Origin of the sequence: Haliscomenobacter sp. (genome assembly GCF_965225875.1) — a bacterium.
Lineage (GTDB): Bacteria > Bacteroidota > Bacteroidia > Chitinophagales > Saprospiraceae > Haliscomenobacter.
This window is the reverse complement of record NZ_CBDDBS010000003.1, coordinates 1,101,773-1,119,844: the sequence shown is the minus strand read 5'-3', so window position 1 is coordinate 1,119,844 and position 18,072 is coordinate 1,101,773. Positions and strand designations below refer to the sequence as shown.

At 45.0% G+C, this 18,072-nt stretch carries 10 protein-coding genes; 7 read left to right on the top strand and 3 right to left on the bottom strand.

The window, feature by feature from the left end; all coding sequences use genetic code 11:
- The first annotated feature begins 3 nt into the window (after positions 1-3).
- A complete protein-coding gene (locus tag ACO08K_RS24830) occupies positions 4-1,764 on the top strand; it encodes a hypothetical protein (RefSeq protein WP_421799183.1) in 1,761 nt (586 codons plus the stop codon).
- 7 nt (positions 1,765-1,771) lie between these two features.
- Here ACO08K_RS24830 and ACO08K_RS24825 read toward each other — a convergent pair whose 3' ends face one another.
- Complete coding sequence (locus ACO08K_RS24825; protein ID WP_421799182.1) at positions 1,772-2,872, bottom strand: CaiB/BaiF CoA transferase family protein; 1,101 nt, start codon at positions 2,870-2,872, stop codon at positions 1,772-1,774.
- Between the two features lie 152 nt (positions 2,873-3,024).
- Between ACO08K_RS24825 and ACO08K_RS24820 the strand changes: the two genes are divergently transcribed.
- The 6 genes from ACO08K_RS24820 to ACO08K_RS24795 all read left to right on the top strand — a co-directional run bounded on the left by ACO08K_RS24820 (position 3,025) and on the right by ACO08K_RS24795 (position 16,068).
- On the top strand, positions 3,025-4,767 hold the full coding sequence (locus ACO08K_RS24820; protein WP_421799181.1) for a CHAT domain-containing protein: 1,743 nt from the start codon (positions 3,025-3,027) through the stop codon (positions 4,765-4,767).
- A complete protein-coding gene (locus tag ACO08K_RS24815) occupies positions 4,764-6,710 on the top strand; it encodes an ATP-binding protein (protein ID WP_421799180.1) in 1,947 nt (648 codons plus the stop codon). The genes ACO08K_RS24820 and ACO08K_RS24815 overlap by 4 nt, the downstream gene beginning before the upstream one ends.
- 369 nt (positions 6,711-7,079) lie before the next feature.
- A complete protein-coding gene (locus ACO08K_RS24810; protein ID WP_421799179.1) occupies positions 7,080-11,666 on the top strand; it encodes a T9SS type A sorting domain-containing protein in 4,587 nt (1,528 codons plus the stop codon).
- Positions 11,663-13,393, top strand: a complete 1,731-nt coding sequence (locus tag ACO08K_RS24805; protein ID WP_421799178.1) for a Kelch repeat-containing protein — start codon at positions 11,663-11,665, stop codon at positions 13,391-13,393. The genes ACO08K_RS24810 and ACO08K_RS24805 overlap by 4 nt, the downstream gene beginning before the upstream one ends.
- Positions 13,394-13,395: 2 nt before the next feature.
- On the top strand, positions 13,396-14,283 hold the full coding sequence (locus tag ACO08K_RS24800) for a hypothetical protein (RefSeq protein ID WP_421799177.1): 888 nt from the start codon (positions 13,396-13,398) through the stop codon (positions 14,281-14,283).
- Positions 14,284-14,289: 6 nt separating this feature from the next.
- A complete protein-coding gene (locus ACO08K_RS24795; protein ID WP_421799176.1) occupies positions 14,290-16,068 on the top strand; it encodes a WD40 repeat domain-containing protein in 1,779 nt (592 codons plus the stop codon).
- 11 nt (positions 16,069-16,079) lie between these two features.
- Here ACO08K_RS24795 and ACO08K_RS24790 read toward each other — a convergent pair whose 3' ends face one another.
- Both ACO08K_RS24790 and ACO08K_RS24785 read right to left on the bottom strand, forming a co-directional pair.
- Complete coding sequence (locus ACO08K_RS24790; protein ID WP_421799175.1) at positions 16,080-16,895, bottom strand: ThuA domain-containing protein; 816 nt, start codon at positions 16,893-16,895, stop codon at positions 16,080-16,082.
- Positions 16,896-16,942: 47 nt separating this feature from the next.
- Positions 16,943-18,070: a cysteine desulfurase family protein gene (locus ACO08K_RS24785; protein WP_421799174.1), complete on the bottom strand. Its 1,128-nt coding sequence runs from the start codon at positions 18,068-18,070 to the stop codon at positions 16,943-16,945.
- Positions 18,071-18,072 lie beyond the last annotated feature (2 nt).

Here is an 18,072-nt window from a genome sequence, read left to right as displayed (position 1 = left end):
AAAATGAAAAGGAGAGCCGTAATCAAAACCATTGCCTTTGCCATCCCTTCTTTTGCTTACCTGGACTTAAATGGTAATACACTTTTTTCTGCTCAGCCAATAGATTTTTTCCAGGGCCTTGTGGCTGCCAATGCCAAAGAAATTGAAAAACTGTTTAGCAAATTTTCCAGAGATATCCAGGTTTTGGAGCGGCAATTGGGTCACGATTACGCTAATTTAGCTTGTGCTTATTGCGAACCAAGCTCAAAATATTACCAAGCTGCCACTTTGATCCCCTTGATGGAGCGCATCATGGACTTTCTGATTAAAGTTCAAACAGCGGATGGCACTTTAAATCTTGGGAATGTCGAATCTCCACCCGATACAGCCTTCATCTTAGAACCGGTTTGCGCCGCTACTGCTGTTTTGGAGCGAAACAAAGCGATAGAATTGGATAAAGTCAAATCTTTGGCGAAAACCTTCATCATAAAGGCAGGAGATGCTCTTGTGGAGGGAGGCGTTCACACACCCAATCACCGTTGGGTGGTCTCTTCGGCTTTGGCGCGTGTCAATCACTTGTATCCCCACAAAAAATACCTCGATCGCATCGAGGAGTGGCTGTCTGAAGGGGTATTTATTGACAGCGACGGGCACTATCTGGAGCGCAGCATGATCTATTCAGAGCACATTGACAAGGCTTTGATTACCCTTGCCCGCTTGTTGAAAAGGCCAAAATTATTGGAACCAGTTCGCAAAAACCTCGAAAGAGTGTTTTACCACCTCGAACCCAATGGTGAATTGGTTACGGTAGACAGTCGCCGCCAGGATCAATACCGCAGCTGGAGCGCCTTGACTTATTATGTGCTCTATCGTTATATGGCTATTTTGGATAAGAACCAGACATTTGCTGCCATTGCCCAGTTTTTAGAAGAGCAAGGTGGTTTTGATGAAAGGGTACGCAGTCAATCCTTATTTTATTTCCTGGAGGACCGCTCTCTGCAACAAGAAATGCCTAGCCCAAAGCCACTGAATACCCACTATGAACAATTTTTTCCGGCCAATAGTCTGGTACGCTTCCGCCAAAATGACCAGACTGCAACGGTATTTGGGGGTACAGACAAACCCTTAATCATCGCGTCGGGACGCTCGAGTAATCCCACTTTTTTTGCTTTCCGCAAAGGTGAGGCGGTGTTAAAACACGTCCGCTTGTCAAGCAATTTTTTCTCCACGGGCTACTTTCGCAGTGATGGAGTAAAAAAAGAGGGCAATATGTACGTTTTGAAACAGAAAATTGACGTGCCGTATTACCAACCCTTGCCCAAAAATAAACGCCGCAAAGACGGAGACTACCCACTTTCCGAAAGCATTGACCACCGGTTTTGGAACAAAATGGATTTTGAAAATAGGCCCGTAAGCAATGTGAAAAGCATTGAAACAAGCATTCGTATTCAAGCCGTACAAAATGGGTTTGAACTCGAATTTGGGACCACAGGCATTGAAGGCGTCGACATAACTATAGAATTGTGTTTCAAAGAGGGAGGACAACTTTCGGAAATGAAAACTTTTGAAGATCAGCCCCAAAACTACTTTTTGCAATCAGGAACAGGGACCTATACTTTGGGAAAAGATACCATCAACTTTGGCCCTGGCATTTATGCCCACAATAGGCTGAGGAGCCTCGATGGTGAAGTGTATACGACGCACAATGGCACCTTGCGCCAGCCTGGTTTGAATGTCTATTTGACTGGCAAAACGCCGTTCAAACATGTGCTGGTCATTTCTTGATTGGGTTTTATTCATTTGGGTTTTGCTCCAACTCAAACACGACCGATCGAACACTCCTGACTTCTGTCCCATCCGGTAAAGCCCAGTGCAATAGCAATTCCTGTGCAGCCGATTCTGCAAATACCTCGGGCATGGTCCGCACTGCCCCGGCAGGCACCCCCATTTGATGCAATTTATTTAGCAACTCTTCCCGACTAAACTGCCCGGCTTTTGCCTGCAATTGCACGAATAACTCCTGCCGATTTAGTACCCTTTGTTTGTTGTCAGAATATTGAGGTGTCTGTGCCAGGTCCTCTAGATCCAGGGTTTTGCACAATAGCTGAAATTGCCGATCATTGCCAACCGCCAGCACTATCTGCCCACCATCGTTACATTCCAGCAACTCGCCATAAGGCGCTATATTTGGGTGTAAGGTGCCCATCCGTTGGGGAATTTTTCCGGCAATCAACCAATTGGTGGCTTGATTGGCGAGGGAGGCTAGGGCAGTGTCGTACAGGGATACCGTTACTTTAGTGCCCAACCCGGTTTTTTCCTTTTGCAGCAAGGCTAGCAAGATGCCCTCTTTGAGTTGATGCGCAGCCAACAAGTCGATCAAAGCCACGGGCATTTTTACCGGAGCACCATTTTTTTCGCCAGTCATGTACAAAAAACCAGCTTCTGCTTGTAAGACCATATCAAAAGCTGGGCGTTCGTCGCCAGAGCCATAACCAGTGATATCCCCGTAGATCAATTGGGGATTGAGTTTGGCTAAACTGGCATAATCCAAACCCATCCGCCGGGCAGACTCGGGTTTGAAATTGGCCAGAACGATATCGGTGGTTTTGATTTGTTCCTGCAACCAGGCCAAGTTTTGTGCTTGGTTCAAATCCATGAGCAGGATTTCCTTGCCCCAATTGACGCTGCAATAGTAGGCGGAGTAAGCCCAATTGGGGTCTTCAGTGGTCAGTTTCCAACTGCGGGTAACATCGCCATTGGTAGTCAGATTTTCTATTTTGATGACTTTGGCCCCCAGTTCAGCCAGGAACATGCCCACCGCCGGGCCAGCCAGAACGGTAGCGAGTTCGAGGACTTTTAAGCCTTTTAAGGGTAAACTAAGCGTAGAATCCATAAGCGATTTTCATCTGCACAATAGTACAATACATTTTTCTACAGATTTGTGTTGGAATAAATATAAATTAGAGTTTGTTTAAGTTTTGGGCCGTTTGTAGACCGAACAAAAAACTTAAACAAACGCTTAGAGCCTACTCAAATTTAGGTCATATGGACATACTTTTTTTTGCCTTTGCAAATGACCGGGACAACCCCCTCGCTGCGCTGGAAGCTGAAGATAATTTTATCTATAGTTTGCTTGCGCCCAGACAGGCCCAAGCCCATTTTGTGATTCACCGCGATCAATCGGTTAGTATAGAAAAATTGGCAGAATACCTCACCCTGTATCGCAATAACATTGTGCTTTTCCATTACAGTGGCCATGCCGGTAAAGAACACCTTTCCCTTGATGATGAACAGGCAAGTGCACTCGGCATCGCGGAGATGTTGGGCAATTGTCCCAGATTAAAGGCAGTAATTTTAAATGGATGCTCAACGGCTGGCCAGGTTGCCAGGCTATTGGAAAAACAAATTCCTTTGGTCATTGCAACCAGTTCTCCAGTTGAAGACCATAAAGCCAAAGAATTTGCAATCCAATTTTATCGATCCCTGAGCAATCAGGAATCCATTAACGCGGCATTTGAAGCTGCCCGGGCTAAAGTGTTGACCATCGAAGCAAGTACTCCTTTTACGCGTGGAATATTGACCAAACAGGCTCATGAAACCCCAGTTTGGGGCATTTTTTATGAGGCAGATCAAGTGGATGCCCATGAGTGGTCTTTGCCAGTTGGAACAGCAAATAATTCAGGCACAGAACTGGTCGTCAATGAACTGTTGCTGGATACCATGGTGTCTACTTTTGCTTCTTATAACTCGGATGTGAAAAAAATCTGGGAAAATCAAGCCTATGGTGGTACCGTGAGTTTATTGGATAAAAGAGACACAGTATTGAGATGTTTGCCGCACCCGGTAAGTGAACAAGTACGGAAACTGTTGGTTCCTGATCCGGTGGCAGAAAATGGTTTGGTGTTTTTTGACAAGATTGGCTTACCTCGTTTGGGCCAGATTGCTACAGTGTATGACACCATCATGGAGTTGACTGGCTTCATCATGCTGGCACAATTGTGGGAATCGCTCAGTCATCTCCCTGCCTTAACCATCAACGATGATACGAAAGCAGAGGTTAAAAAATTTTTAACCTTGAATCCGGATGAACGGGAGAAATTCAATTTCATTCCCTTGATCGACAAAATTCGGAAATTCCTTAATGAGAATAAGATCCAATATTTTATTGATGAATTACAACACATTGCGGATATTGTTAAGGAAGGTGAGCCCTTTTTTGAAGCATGCCAATTTTTGGATTCAATCAAAAGCCGCACTTTAAGTAAAAAAATCAGTGAAGATGAAGCCACTACTTTGTGCATTTTGGCTGAAGAGGAGTTGTCCGAAGTATTAAAAGAATTGGGCTTTATCGCCCGCTATACTTTTGCCTCGGTAAAAAGCATCGGGGTCGTTAAATATCGGCATTTGAAAGAAGCCAAATTCAAACATCATATTGTTCGACTGGTGCAAAGGTTTGTAGGCTTAGAGGAAGAAATTAGTATCCTGGAGGAATACATGGATACAGCTTCTATATTGCTAATGAAAGAGAAGTCCGGTCAAAGCGAATTTTTAAATTTATCACCTTTTATCATTGATGAAAATGCCTTTGATGAAAAGGCCACTATTGCAAAATTGTATTATTTTGATCGTTACAACCGGGATAAGGACATGTACGTCTACCGACATGTTTACAAGCCAAACGACTCTAATCTTTTGATTGCCAACCAAAAAAACTACCTGGTAATTAAAGCGCAATTTGAAGCTTTTGCTGAAATGTTATTCCATCACTCCATGCGACAATTGCTATGAAAACCCCATTTAAATTTTTGGATGCCTATGCCTACCAGGACCGCGATAATTTCTTTGGAAGAGAAGATGAAACCGAAGAATTGTACCGAATGGTATTTAAATCTTCTTTGATTCTGATTTATGGGCTGTCCGGAACGGGGAAAACCAGCCTGGTTCAATGTGGCTTGGCCAGTAAATTTGATGGCCCCGATTGGTTCCCATTTTTCTTGCGCCGTGGAGCCGATTTTAACCAATCACTTGACCAAACCATCCAGGGGGTAATGCCTAAAGATGCTGCTGCAATTACTGCTCTTCCTGATCGGATAAGCTACTTGTTCCGGTATTACCTACGGCCTGTTTATTTGATTTTTGATCAATTTGAAGAGCTGTTCATTCTGGGGACAGAAAAAGAACAACAAATTTTAGCTGAAACCCTCGTTAAATTGACCCAAATGGAAGCGGCTTGCAGGGTCATTTTGATCGTTCGGGAGGAGTTTATCGGGCAATTGTACAACCTGGAAAAACAACTTCCCCGATTGTTTGATTTCCGGCTACGAGTAGAGCCTATGGGTTATTCCAAAGTGACTGAAGTTGTAGAAAAATCCTGTAAAAATTACCACATCAGCCTTGAGGAGCCGATCCAGCAAAGCACCAAAGCCATATATGACAATATTTCGGGAGGAAAGTCCGGGATACAATTGCCTTATTTGCAAGTTTACCTGGATCAGTTGTACCGCGATGCCTTTTTGAAAAAATATCCGGATCAAAATGTACCAAATACCGAAACTTGGCCTCAACTGACTTTTAATCTTTCTGGAATCAAAGCCCTGGGCGATATTGAAGATGTATTGGGGCGATTTCTGGACGAGCAAAAATGGCAACTGCAGAGCAACGTCGGGCAACAATACACCGATAGCCCGGAGGATGCAGTAAGTACCGTTTTGGACGCATTTGTTACCCCCGAAGGCACCAAACGACCGGTAACTTACACGGGTACGGAGGCAAATCTGGTTTTGGACGCACAAGTAGCCCAGTGGCTGAGCGGTATAAATCCCCAAACACTTGGTTACATTATCCGGCAATTGATTAACCGGCGGATCCTTCGACAATCTGAACATTCACTGGAACTGGCCCACGATGCACTGGCACTTTTAATTGACCAAAAGCGCAGTGAAACCCAGCGCAGGGTCAATGAGGTCTTGTCCCGCCTGCTGATTGCGCATAAGGAGTTTCTGGAAACCAAAGAAACCCTGAGCAAAAAACAAATCAATGTCATCGAGGAACTGTGGCCTACTTTGAAGCCTCGCCTCAGCGCTGACTTGTTGGCTTTTGTGGAACAAAGCAAGGCTGAACTTTTACAAAAAGAACAAGCTGAACTGCTGGCAGAACGTGAAAAAAGAAGACGGGCAACGCGTGCGGCTGCGGTGGCGATTGTTTTGGCTACTTTATCAATTGCTGCTTTGGTTTTCGCTATAGTTAAAGCTGAACAAACGAGAAGAGCAAAAAATGAGTTGGCAAAAGCTTTTGTAAATGGTCAGATTCAAGTTGCTAATACCTTAAAAGTTGAAGGAAAATATGAAGCTGCTCAGGAAAAACTGAGGGCAATAGATGATTTGAATGTGGGCATCACCCAACCTTTACAAGATACCTTGAGTAAGCTAACCCAAAGATGGGGGGAAGTACAAAAATTGGTTGAACAAGCTACTGCTTTAACCCAGGATGAAGATTTTTTTGAAGTAATTAAGCTGTATCAAAAAGCTCAAATGATAAGTGCAGATGAAAGAATTGCAGGGTTGATCAAAGAGACAGAAAATAAACTGGAAATAACCTACAAGAAATTGATTGATGCCGGCGATGGTTTTGTAGGGCGTTACAATGATCTGGCCAGAGAAAGTTATGAAAAGGCATTGCGGCTCAAACCAGGAGATGGTCTGGCAACGAGAAAGTTGAACTTGTTGAACTAATTTATATTGAATTTTAAAGAATTTTCATTGTTGAATTGCAAAGCTTTAACAATTTAGTTATTTTTAGACACGAAACTAAAAAACCCACAGATGAAACAGACCCAACTCCTCATTTGCTGCCTATCAGCATTTTACCTTTTCCTAGGATTTAATTTCCAAATTTTTGCTCAACAACAATGTGGGACATGTTACGAACAGCGCCTCAACGTGTCGCTTACCAACCGAGCAAACGTTGATATTTGCGAAAATTTCAATAGTTACAGTACCCAGGCAGTTTTTCCGGCAAGTGGTAATCCTTTATGGAAACTATGGGATGCCAATTCAGATCGACCTTTCATTCGGCTTGATCAAAATATTCAATTTTTGGGAATGCTGAATTCCGGAAATTCCGACCCTGATGTACTTCTGTTGTTAGGAAACCGAAACAGCGGCCGTTACAGGTTGTCCTGGGATCTTTTTGTGACCCAAAACAAGCGAGCCTATTATAACCTGCAGCACAACCAAAATGGAGGCACTGGCGCTGGCCCCAATTGGGCTTACCATGTTTCTTTTGAAAGCAATGGAGTAGGTTATTTGAGAATTGGCGACCAGGCCGAAACTGCAAAACGTGATAGTTTCAATTATGTAAACGGTGGCTGGAATCGGGTGATGCAAATTATTGATCTCAACAAAAACCGGGCAGAGCTTTGGATCAATGATGAGTACGTTAGTGCCTGGGATTTTAACCGCGGCACCAACCCACTGAAGGTTTTGGGTGCAGTTAATTTTTATGCGGACACCAATTGTAACTATGCGATAGATAACATTTGTTTATGGAGAGCCTTGCCCTGTCAAGCTACGCTCATTTATTCCCCAGTGTGTCTTAAGTCCGGGATTCAATACGATAATTCTTCTTTGGCAGGCTGCGACCTTTACACCAACAGAGAATTTACAGCCAAACCTTGTGCCAATGAAACGGTTTGCAATTATGGCGGAAGTTTTATAGAAATTGAGGGGCCACCTGCTCAAGGCAGGCTGGAATCAGGGCTTCTACCTAATTCTTTGGCCAATGAGCTTTGTGTTCGAGATGTCTTTGGCAATAAAGCGCCTGGTGAGCTTTATGGCGAGATTTTTGTATTTCAATATGATCCAAAAGTTAATTCTTCAATTGGAATATATTGGTACACAGAAAAGGGGAAATCCCGACCTTTTGTGTTCAAGTGCAATTGTGATGACCCCCTTAGTAATCTATGCTTTCAAAATTGTATTCCTGCCAATGAATTTTATCCTGGAGTACCAACTTTCAAAGAAAATTTAATTCAGGATATCCGATTAGATGTCACTAAAAAAGCACTGTATTATGTGGTTTTGCTTAGTGATACGCCCACTAATTTTACCTTAAGAATCAATACCTGTATTGCCATCCCCGGACTTCAGGAGCCGAGCCCCAAATCCAAATTGGAAGATGAAGGGGCTTGTGGTCCTTGTTTAACGAATAATCCAATCATCCTTGATTGTTCCAAGCCTGTCGTAAATGGCAATCTGGCAACTAAAGGATCCGAATTCAGCAAGGATGATTCTGCGGTATACAGTACTTGTGCCCAAAGCAACCGCAAATACCTGGGTGAGGATTTGGTACATAAATTCACGCTTAGTGTCCCGTCGCGGATAACGCTGACACTTAATGGGTTTTCTTCTGCTATGGGTATGTTCCTATACAACCAGAATTGTGGACAAAACTGTCTCGCTACGGCAGAAACCAGCTCATCTGGAGGGGTTGCTTCGATCGGCCCCATTGATTTGGATGCAGGAGATTATTACGTAATTGTAGACAAGGAGGCACCAAAAGGTACTGGTGGAACTACCTATGGATTGGAATTAAAATGCGAAGAAGACCAAAACCCCGATTTTCAATTTGATGAAACAGCTTGTCCTACCGTCACCACAAATCCACACACGGTTAGAGTAAGGGCAATTAGTGGATTGTTAATGGATAATCTAAGCCTCACTTTACGAGATAAAATCAATTTTGTGTATGATAAGGGTCAAGGAAACTACGTTTTGGAAAATGGAAAATTCTGGAATGGCCAGGAATTGATATTCCAGTTTTTTGCAGACCAGACTGGTGATGGGCTAAAATGTGGTTATGCACCTAATGATAGTTTTAACATCCGTATCATCAAGGACGAGAAAAACTTTAAGGTAAAACCGGTTTTTAATTCAAATACCAGTGAAAAATTTAATCCTGGTGCTCAGTCAGTTATAAATCGTTTTCAAGTCATTGGGACACCTTCTAACCTCCGTGTTACACCAGCTTTTAAAGAATTGGATGCAAACGCCACCACATTCCCCATAACTTTTAAAGCTTTGGTTCAATCAGATATCAAGTGGGAGATGTCGGGGCTTGGCTCGTGGGCTCAAGCCATCCGAGGTGCTGGTAACAGAGATGATGAATTGACAATAAATGTGTTGAGTCCCAATCCGAACGCTACTCCACGACTTGATACGCTCGTTTTATTGGGGCAAAATAAAGAATTGCGCAGAATAATATTAAAGCAAAAAGCTTGTGCCGCCGCCAGTGTGAATTTAGGTGAAGGTTTTTCCGTTTGCCAAGGAGACCGCGTTACTTTAACTCCTCAAGGGACTGGAAATTACACTTGGGGAGATGGTAGCATTGGCTCCACCTTTACTTTTACAGCGAATGTGGTGGGCCCAACCACTTATCAAGTAAAGTCTACTGTATCTGGTTGTACCGCTACTTCCAGGGTAACCGTCAATGTTCGGCCCAAACCTGTAGTGGCCCTTGGTGACAATCGTTCAGGTTGCGCTGGAACACCTTTGACCATAAGCCCTCAAATAACTGGAGGCACTACTCCTTATCTCTTTTCTTGGTCTACCGGGGCCACCTCAAGTACAATCCCTGTAAGTGTAGCCGGAAAATATACCCTAAAAGTAACAGAGGTAAATGGCTGTACTGGTATGGGTGAGGTATCAGTTAATTTTAAACCAACACCTAATGCCACTGCCGGAATAGACCAAAGCATCTGTCCCGGTGAAAGGGCTACGTTGCGTGCTAGTGGCGGCACCAATTACCGTTGGAGCAACAATGCAACGGGTTCAGAAATTAGTGTAGATCCATCGAGGAGCACCAATTATACGGTTACCGTGACGCAAGATGGTTGCGAGGCAACAGATGAAGTTGGCGTCATTGTCAAATCACCTCCCCAAGCCAATGCCGGGCTGGACCAAATTATCTGTGCAGGGCAAAATGCCATTTTGCGCGCCAGTGGAGGTACAAGTTACCGCTGGAGCAACAATGGAACTAGTGCTGAAATCAGCGTAAGCCCTGCAATGAGTACCATTTTTACGGTCACGGTGACCCAGGATGGTTGTGAGGCAATGGACGAAGTTAGCGTTACCGTCAAATCACTCCCTTCTGCCAATGCAGGGCTGGATCAGAGTATCTGTGAAGGGCAAAATGCTATTTTGCGCGCCAGTGGAGGCACAAGTTACCGTTGGAGTAACAATGCAACTAGTGCTGAAATTAGTGTAAATCCAGCAGCAAGTACCAATTTTACGGTCACCGTGGCCCAGGATGGCTGTGAAGCAACTGATCAGGTTCGGATTACCGTCAAATCGCTCCCTACCGCCAATGCCGGACTTGACCAAAGTATTTGTGCTGGAGGAAGTGCCATATTGCGAGCCACTGGAGGCACGAGCTTTCGTTGGAGCAACAATACAACGGGTGCGGAAATCAGTGTAAATCCAGCGACGAGTACCAATTTTACAGTTACTGTGACGCAAGATGGCTGTGAAGCAACGGACGAGGTTCGCGTTACTGTCAAATCCCTCCCTGTCGCCAATGCAGGCCTGGACCAAATTATATGTGCGGGCCAAAATGCTATTTTACGTGCTACTGGTGGTATTAGCTACCGTTGGAGCAACAATACAACGGGTGCGGAAATCAGTGTAAATCCAGCAACGAGTACCAATTTTACCGTTACAGTGACCCAGGATGGCTGCGAAGCAACTGATCAGGTTCGGGTTACTGTCAAATCACTCCCTACTGCCAGCGCAGGGCTGGATCAGAGTATCTGTGCAGGTCAAAATGCTATTTTACGCGCCAGTGGAGGCACAAGTTACCGTTGGAGTAACAATGCAACAAGTTCTGAAATCAGTGTAAATCCAGCAACAAGTACCAATTTTACCGTCACAGTGACCCAGGATGGCTGCGAAGCAACTGATCAGGTTCGGGTTACCGTCAAATCGCTCCCCGCAGCCAATGCGGGTCTTGACCAAAGTATCTGTTCGGGCCAAAATGCCATTTTGCGTGCCAGCGGCGGCACTAATTACCGTTGGAGCAACAATGCAAGTAGCTCTGAAATCAGAGTTAGCCCAGGAACGAGTACCAACTTTACCGTCACAGTGACGCAAGATGGCTGTGAAGCAAGTGATCAGGTTGAAATAAAAGTAAATCCCAACCCATCAGTGATCAAAGAATCAATCCATCCTGCTGCGGGGGAGAGCGGAAACATCCAGGTAAGAGTAAGTGGAGGCACTCCGGGGTATCAATTCCAATGGTTCAGAAATGATACCCTGATTTCTACTCAAGAAGATTTAATCGGATTGCGCACAGGGATTTTTAAGCTTATTGTTACTGATGCAAATGGCTGTAAGGCTACTTATGGTCCGGAATTGGTAACCAGGACACTGGATCTTGAACTCGCTAATGCAATCCAGGTTTTCCCTAACCCCAATGATGGGCAGTTTAACATCCAGTTTCATCTAGAACAAAACACACTTATTGAAATAAATATCCTGGATGCATTAGGACGGAAGGTCCTTTGGCGTCAGGCCCGCAGAGGGTTTAAAGAAGAAACACTTGCAGTAGATTTATCGACACATACTCCAGGCATTTATTTGATTCAGTTTAAAACAGGTCAATTGACATTTTACAAGAAAATAATTCGCCAATGAAAAATCTGGGATATCACCTAAAAAGTAAAATATGCCTGTTTCTACTTTTACTGAGTAGTGGTTGCATTGGCCCGGAATTAGTGGAACTGGATTTTGTCGAGGTCTTTACTGAAAAACCACGAGGGCTCGGTTTAGGTACCCTTATCTTGTCTGGAAATGTAAAAAGGACAATTGGGAATAAGAACCCATTGAGTGATCACGGGTTCGTTTGGGCTAAAAATTGGTCCGGAGAACTCAAAGATTTTGAGATGGGGCGAGCTGGCATTGAAACACTTCGACTCGGTGCTTTGAATAAGGAAGGATTTAAAGATACACTTCCTTCCTTGGAGCCAAACCAGATAGTTTATCATTTCCGAGCTTATGCCGTCACCGATGTTGGACCTATTTACGGGAATTTAGAGAGTTTTTCTTTCAATTTCCTGGTTGAAACAGATACCATTACCAATGGTTATAACAATGAAGTTACAGTGTCGGCGAATTTATTTGGGCTTGAAGCTTTGCAAGACTCTATCATTGACCGAGGGCATATCCTTGACCCAGACACTGCTAAATTGTTTTTAAAGCCTGGAGTAAAAAAAACCAGCTTAAAAAGTTCCAACGATGATGGTACTTTTTATAGCACCTTCAAAAACCTGGCTTTCAATACGCTTTATTACACCAAAGCCTACGTCCAAACTAGGGATGGCCAGATCGTATACAGCAAAAAAGTGATTCCTGTAAAAATTAGGGATGGTTGGCTCAGGGTTAAAAACATGCCAGAAAACAGGGCACATATGATAGGTGGAGCGGTGGGAAATCGGGCTTACATCAGTCTTGGATGCAATAAGGAGGACTGTTTGCTTACCAATTCAGATGCTGTAGATGTATCCTATCAGTATGACCCGCTAAACGATACTTTGGGTAGATGGACAGAAATTCAATCCTTCAATGGTATTCCTACTGTTGGCGCTATCTCCTTTAACCTCAATAACCGACTTTACGTAGGTTTGGGCAATAAAGGCAATGGACGATATTATGACGAAATCTGGGCTTTTGATCCTGCTTCCATTGGTGGCAGTTGGAACCTGGTGGATACTTTTCCTGGTGGAGGTAGAGATGGCGCAGTGGCTTTTGTAATCAACAACAAAGCTTACATTGGAGCAGGAGGAAGTATCGATACAAATGGAAATGAGGTTTTTATGAATGATTTTTATGAATACAACCCTCAAACACCAAGAGGTGCTCGCTGGAAAAAGGTAAAATCTTTGCCCGTACAACTTTCAACAGGCACTCTTGAACAGACCTTAGGTAGAAAAAATGCGGCTGCTTTTTCTTTGGGCGGCATGGGCTATGTAGGCACTGGGACAAGTGGTTTTGAAGACCTAAAAGATTTTTGGAGTTTTGATCCAAATCGCAATCAATGGTTGTTGATTGATGCATTACCGGGAGGCCCTCGTCGAGGAGCCCTCGGCTTCAGTATTGGAGATAAAGGATATCTCGGAATGGGTTTTTTGGCTGAAACTGGTACCTATTTGGCTGACTTGTGGGAGTTCAACCCTAACGCCATCTCTGGAAAAAAATGGAGAATTCGAACTTCACTTTTGGGTGGAGGCCGTTCAAATGCTGTATCATTTGTAATTGGGAACAAGGCCTATGTAGGTGGTGGACGCAGCATAAAAATCAAAAACAATAACCTGGAATTTATCCTGTATCCCGACTTCTGGATGTATACCCCCGAAACCAACTAGCCATGCAGAAAAAAATCATCACCATATTCCTCTTAGGCCTGCTTCCCGGACTCCTCTGTGCGCAGAAGAAGGCTTTGATCTATACCCAACGGGACACCATCCAATTTGAGGTCGTGGAACAATCCGGTAAATTGGCCCTACAGTTCAATCCCGAGCAAACCAAACATGTTGACTTCACCACGAGTTATTTTATGGCCATCACTGGTCTTCGTTTGGAAGATGCCGATTTGCAGCTTGCCTACGAATTGGGTTCCACGGAAAAAGGCTTCAACTACATAACCAGTGTATTATTGCTCAATCAAACTGGCCGAGTGATCACACCTTTGCCCTTTAAAGCCAAAGGGGCTTTAGGGTCATTGACTGAAGGCACCGTTGGTTTACGGAGTATGACCTGGTTGGATGCGCTGGAAGATGTACTCATTTTTGGCCAAAAATACCAGTTGGTGCTCAGTGCAGAGCTATGGGGGAATGTAGATTGTGCGGATGTTCGGCCAGCTTTTACCCTAGGCCAACAGTTGCCGCATTTGGGAATTGCTGCCGGAGGTTTGATTCTGACGGGCATTGGCCAGTTCCAAAAAAGTAAAAAAATCGACGCATACAATACCTATAAGAGTTACTATTCCAATAATCAACCCTATAAATTGGCCCAACCCTTCTTTGATCAGGCAAAAGATTATGAAAAGGAGGCCCGCTTGTACACTTATGCGGGTTGGGCGGTATTGAGTCTGGATGCAGCAGTGTACCTCTATCGAGCCTTAAACACCATGGCCAGGCAAAAGCAATACGACAAATATTGTGGCAACCAATCTTTTTCCCTGCGCTTGGATACTAGGCCATTAGGCGATGGCAGCAATGCAATGAAAGTTCAATTGGCGTTTAACCTAAAATGATCAACTATGCACCAGATGATAAAAAAGGCTTGGATTTTGGTGGCTTGCTGCTTCTTTTTAGGAGCGCTGAACGACCTATCCGCACAAGCCAAAAAATGTTTTGAAGATGTGCGTCAGGATGGACTAGTGGAGTTTAAAAAAAGAAATTACAACCGGGCCATCGACAGTTACATCGCCGCTTTAAATTGCCCGGATAAACCACTGGAAAATGACCTATACGACCTCATCAGGCAGGCTCAAAAAGCCATTGATACGGACCTGCTTGTAAAAAGTGAGGCTGCAAAAAAAGCAGTGGCCGAGGCTGCCGAGGCTGGCGAGGAGGTTAAAAAAGCTCAAGACCTGGCCGATAAAGCCAAGAATGCGGAAGCCCTGGCCAAGGTGGAAGCTGAAAAAAATGCGGCAATCGCCCGGGCCCAAAGCAAACAGGCCGAAATGCTCCGTTTGGCCATCCTTTCCGACAATCTGCGTACGAACAACAAAGCTGGAGATGCCTTGTTTTTGGCCTTTTTGTCTACCAAGTTGAATGACAAATGGCCCATTTCTCCAGCTCAGATGCGCGCCTTTTCACAAGCGGTGTGGGATACCTTAAATCATCCTTTAGCCCAGTCCGCGCAATCTTTCAATGCCATTTACCCGCTGGCGAATGGCCAGGACTATTTGGCTGTCCAGGATCAGCAGCAATTGGTCTTCCTGAGCAAAGGCAAAAGTAGCCCGGTTCAAACAGGTAAAGACACTTTGATTTTGGCCAACGCGATTGCCCGTTCCGGCGACAACTACCTGCTGGGCAGCACATCGGGGCGAGCCTGGCTTTGGAATGCTTCGACCAATGTAGCCAACCCCATTGAGGCCCACACAGCATCGGTCTTGAGCACCAATGCCGCTGCGGATGGTCAATCTTGGCTGACTACTTCCCGGGACAAGCAGGCCAAACTTTGGAGTAAAGATGGGCAACTTAAGGGGGTTTTCCCAGACAAGGTCAATACCTACAATGCGCTTTTCAGCCCGGACGGACAGTCCATTTTGACTCGTTCCGCCGATGGAAGCCTCAAACTCTGGAATCTTGGCGCAGGTACATTTATTCAATTGCCCAATGCTCCGGCTTATAGTTATGTTGTTCTTTTTTCCGAAAAGGGCAATCGGATTTTGGCTGGAGGGCACGATGGCAAATTGTACCGCTGGGACCTTAAAGGCAATTCCTTGCCAAATCTGACTTTGCACCACAGCCCCATTCGTCAATTGCACGTATCTCAGCAAAAACGCTTTATTTATTCCATCGCAGCTGATTCAAGTATGGCTCTGCTTTCTCCGGAGGGGGACTTGTTTCGAAAAGCGAATTACAGTGAAGAAGGTCATGAGGTGTTAGCCGTCCTGGATCCCAAGGATCAATTTATGGCTACCGCTGATGCGGATCACAACATCTACCTGGAGCATTTTGAGCGGGGTGAGGTTTTATTGCTGTCTGGTCATCAGGCCGAAATCACGAGTTTGGCTTTTTCACCGGATGGTCAATCTCTATTGAGCACTTCCGCAGACGGAGTACTGCGTTTGTGGGACATCTACGGCAATCTTTGGATGGAACTCAACACGGGAGATAATGATACTCCACCTATAGCTGCTTTTTCTGGTGATGGAAAAAACATCCTCGTCTCCAGCGAAGGCAACAAAACACTATTGGAATGCCCCATGCCAAAACTGGTGTTGAACGAAATGAATCAAAAAGAAAAGGCTTTGGCTGGAAGAATTGAGGAAGTGAAGCGTAAGTATGGGGTGAAGTTTATGGAGTGAAAAAGGAATGCTTATTTACTTTTTCCCAACCACTTCAACGCATTCAAAACCAACTTGTCCTGCACAGAATTCCCAAATTGAAAAGACAACTCCTTGTTTGTCCCTCCTTCATAATCAATGTCATTATGCCCCATGTTGACGTACAACATGCGGTACTTTTTATTCGTCCAAACCACCGGGTAATCCCCGCTGTGCCATATTTCGTGAGGTTTGGGGCCGGTACCTAAAGGGAAACTACTGGGATCAATGGACAACAAAACCTGAATATCCGGATTGCTGCGCAAATCATTTTTCCAGCGGTACCACTCATTGGGCGAGGATTTAAAAGTGCTGGGGATGCCCTTCAAAACCGGATGTTTGCCTTCCTTGCGCAAAATGGCCGAAGTTGGCCGCCAGGTATTGCTTTTGTATTCGCCAGCGCCAAGAAATTGATTGTGGTACCAGTCCCAGTCCTGGTTGAATTTGGAAGGGGTAAGGGCAAAAGCCGCGAAGTGAAAACCCAGCCAGGCACCGCCGTTTTCCAGATAAGTTTGTAGAGCAGCCCTCTGATCGGGAGCTTCAGGGCGGGTATCCAAAAACACAACGACTTGATAGTTGGCCAAATGTTGGGCATTCAACAAACTCCAGTTGTTGGTTGAATCGTAGGCAAAATGATGGGACTCTGCCATCTTAGCAAACCAACGATTGGCTTCATGCACAAAGCTGATGTGGGCGCGGTCGTTTTGGGCGGTGTAAAAGGCGAGAACCTTGAATTTGGGTTCATTTTTTTGAGCGAACAAAATCCCAAAGCAGAAAAGTCCGAAGAGCAGAAGTAGGTTTTTTTTCATAAAACACATTGATGAAACGAGCACAATTATTCAGCCACAAATGACTATTAACCTAAAATCTCCTTCAAACGCTGAACAACCTGATCCACCTCTTCCTTGCTATTCATGTACGAAAAGGAAAAGCGCAGCGTCTGCCGAGGCGACCCATGTTTCAATGCATCCATGACGTGTGACCCGACATCTACCCCTGAACTACAAGCGCTACCACCCGAAGCAGCCACCCCGGCAATATCGAGGTTGAGCAATAACAAATCAGCCCGCGGACTCGGAGAAAAACCCACACTAAGAATTTTGTAATGCCCCTGCCCAAATGGATCGCCGTTGAATTCCAGATCGGCAAAATGAGCTTGTAATTGCTCCGCAAAATAATCGCGTAAACCCTGAATGTGAGCGCGACGTGTTTCCATTTCTGTCGTCGCCAATTCCAAGGCTTTGGCCATCCCCAAAATCCCGGAAATGTTTTCGGTTCCACCCCGCATGTTGCGCTCCTGCGAACCGCCGTCAATGTAGGGGTGGATGATGTTCTCGCTGTTGATGTAAATAAAGCCGATCCCCTTGGGGCCGTGGAACTTGTGCGCTGAACCCGTCAAAAAGGCGATTTTGGTTTTAGCCACATCGATAGGGTAAAAACCCATACTCTGCACGGTATCGGTATGAAACAAAGCCCCATACTGAGCACAAAGTGCCGAAACCTGTTCCAAATCCAATAAAGTGCCCACCTCATTGTTGGTGTGCATCAAAGAAACGAGGGTCTTATGCGTAGCATCTTGCAAAAGCTCCTCCAAATGGTTGATTTGGATGTGGCCATTGTTAGCCTGATCCACAAATACCACCTTCACTTCTTCTTCCTTCGCCAGCGTTTCCAAAGAATGTAAGACACAATGATGCTCCGTACGCGCACTGATTATCCGACGCACGCCCAAGTCTTGCACCGAACGTTTGAGCGCCATGTTGCTCGATTCTGTACCGCCCGAAGTAAAAAAAATCTCCCCAATTGAAGCATTCAAAGTACGGGCAATTTGCCGCCGGGCCTGTTCAATGGCTGATCTGGCCGTGCGCCCTTCCTGATGAATGGAGGAGGGGTTGCCATTGGTGTGGCGTAAGGCATCCACCATCACTTCAATCACGCGGTCGTCGATGGGGGTAGTGGCGGCATTGTCGAAAAAAATACGCATTG

What these genes read in the sequence shown, in the direction of transcription:
- ACO08K_RS24800 (WP_421799177.1), top strand. Translation starts at nt 13,396, where the DNA reads ATGCAGAAAAAAATCATCACCATATTCCTCTTAGGCCTGCTTCCCGGA.
- ACO08K_RS24815 (WP_421799180.1), top strand. Translation starts at nt 4,764, where the DNA reads ATGAAAACCCCATTTAAATTTTTGGATGCCTATGCCTACCAGGACCGC.
- ACO08K_RS24790 (WP_421799175.1), bottom strand. Translation starts at nt 16,895, where the DNA reads ATGAAAAAAAACCTACTTCTGCTCTTCGGACTTTTCTGCTTTGGGATT.
- ACO08K_RS24805 (WP_421799178.1), top strand. Translation starts at nt 11,663, where the DNA reads ATGAAAAATCTGGGATATCACCTAAAAAGTAAAATATGCCTGTTTCTA.
- ACO08K_RS24795 (WP_421799176.1), top strand. Translation starts at nt 14,290, where the DNA reads ATGCACCAGATGATAAAAAAGGCTTGGATTTTGGTGGCTTGCTGCTTC.
- ACO08K_RS24820 (WP_421799181.1), top strand. Translation starts at nt 3,025, where the DNA reads ATGGACATACTTTTTTTTGCCTTTGCAAATGACCGGGACAACCCCCTC.
- ACO08K_RS24825 (WP_421799182.1), bottom strand. Translation starts at nt 2,872, where the DNA reads ATGGATTCTACGCTTAGTTTACCCTTAAAAGGCTTAAAAGTCCTCGAA.
- ACO08K_RS24810 (WP_421799179.1), top strand. Translation starts at nt 7,080, where the DNA reads ATGCTGAATTCCGGAAATTCCGACCCTGATGTACTTCTGTTGTTAGGA.
- ACO08K_RS24785 (WP_421799174.1), bottom strand. Translation starts at nt 18,070, where the DNA reads ATGCGTATTTTTTTCGACAATGCCGCCACTACCCCCATCGACGACCGC.
- ACO08K_RS24830 (WP_421799183.1), top strand. Translation starts at nt 4, where the DNA reads ATGAAAAGGAGAGCCGTAATCAAAACCATTGCCTTTGCCATCCCTTCT.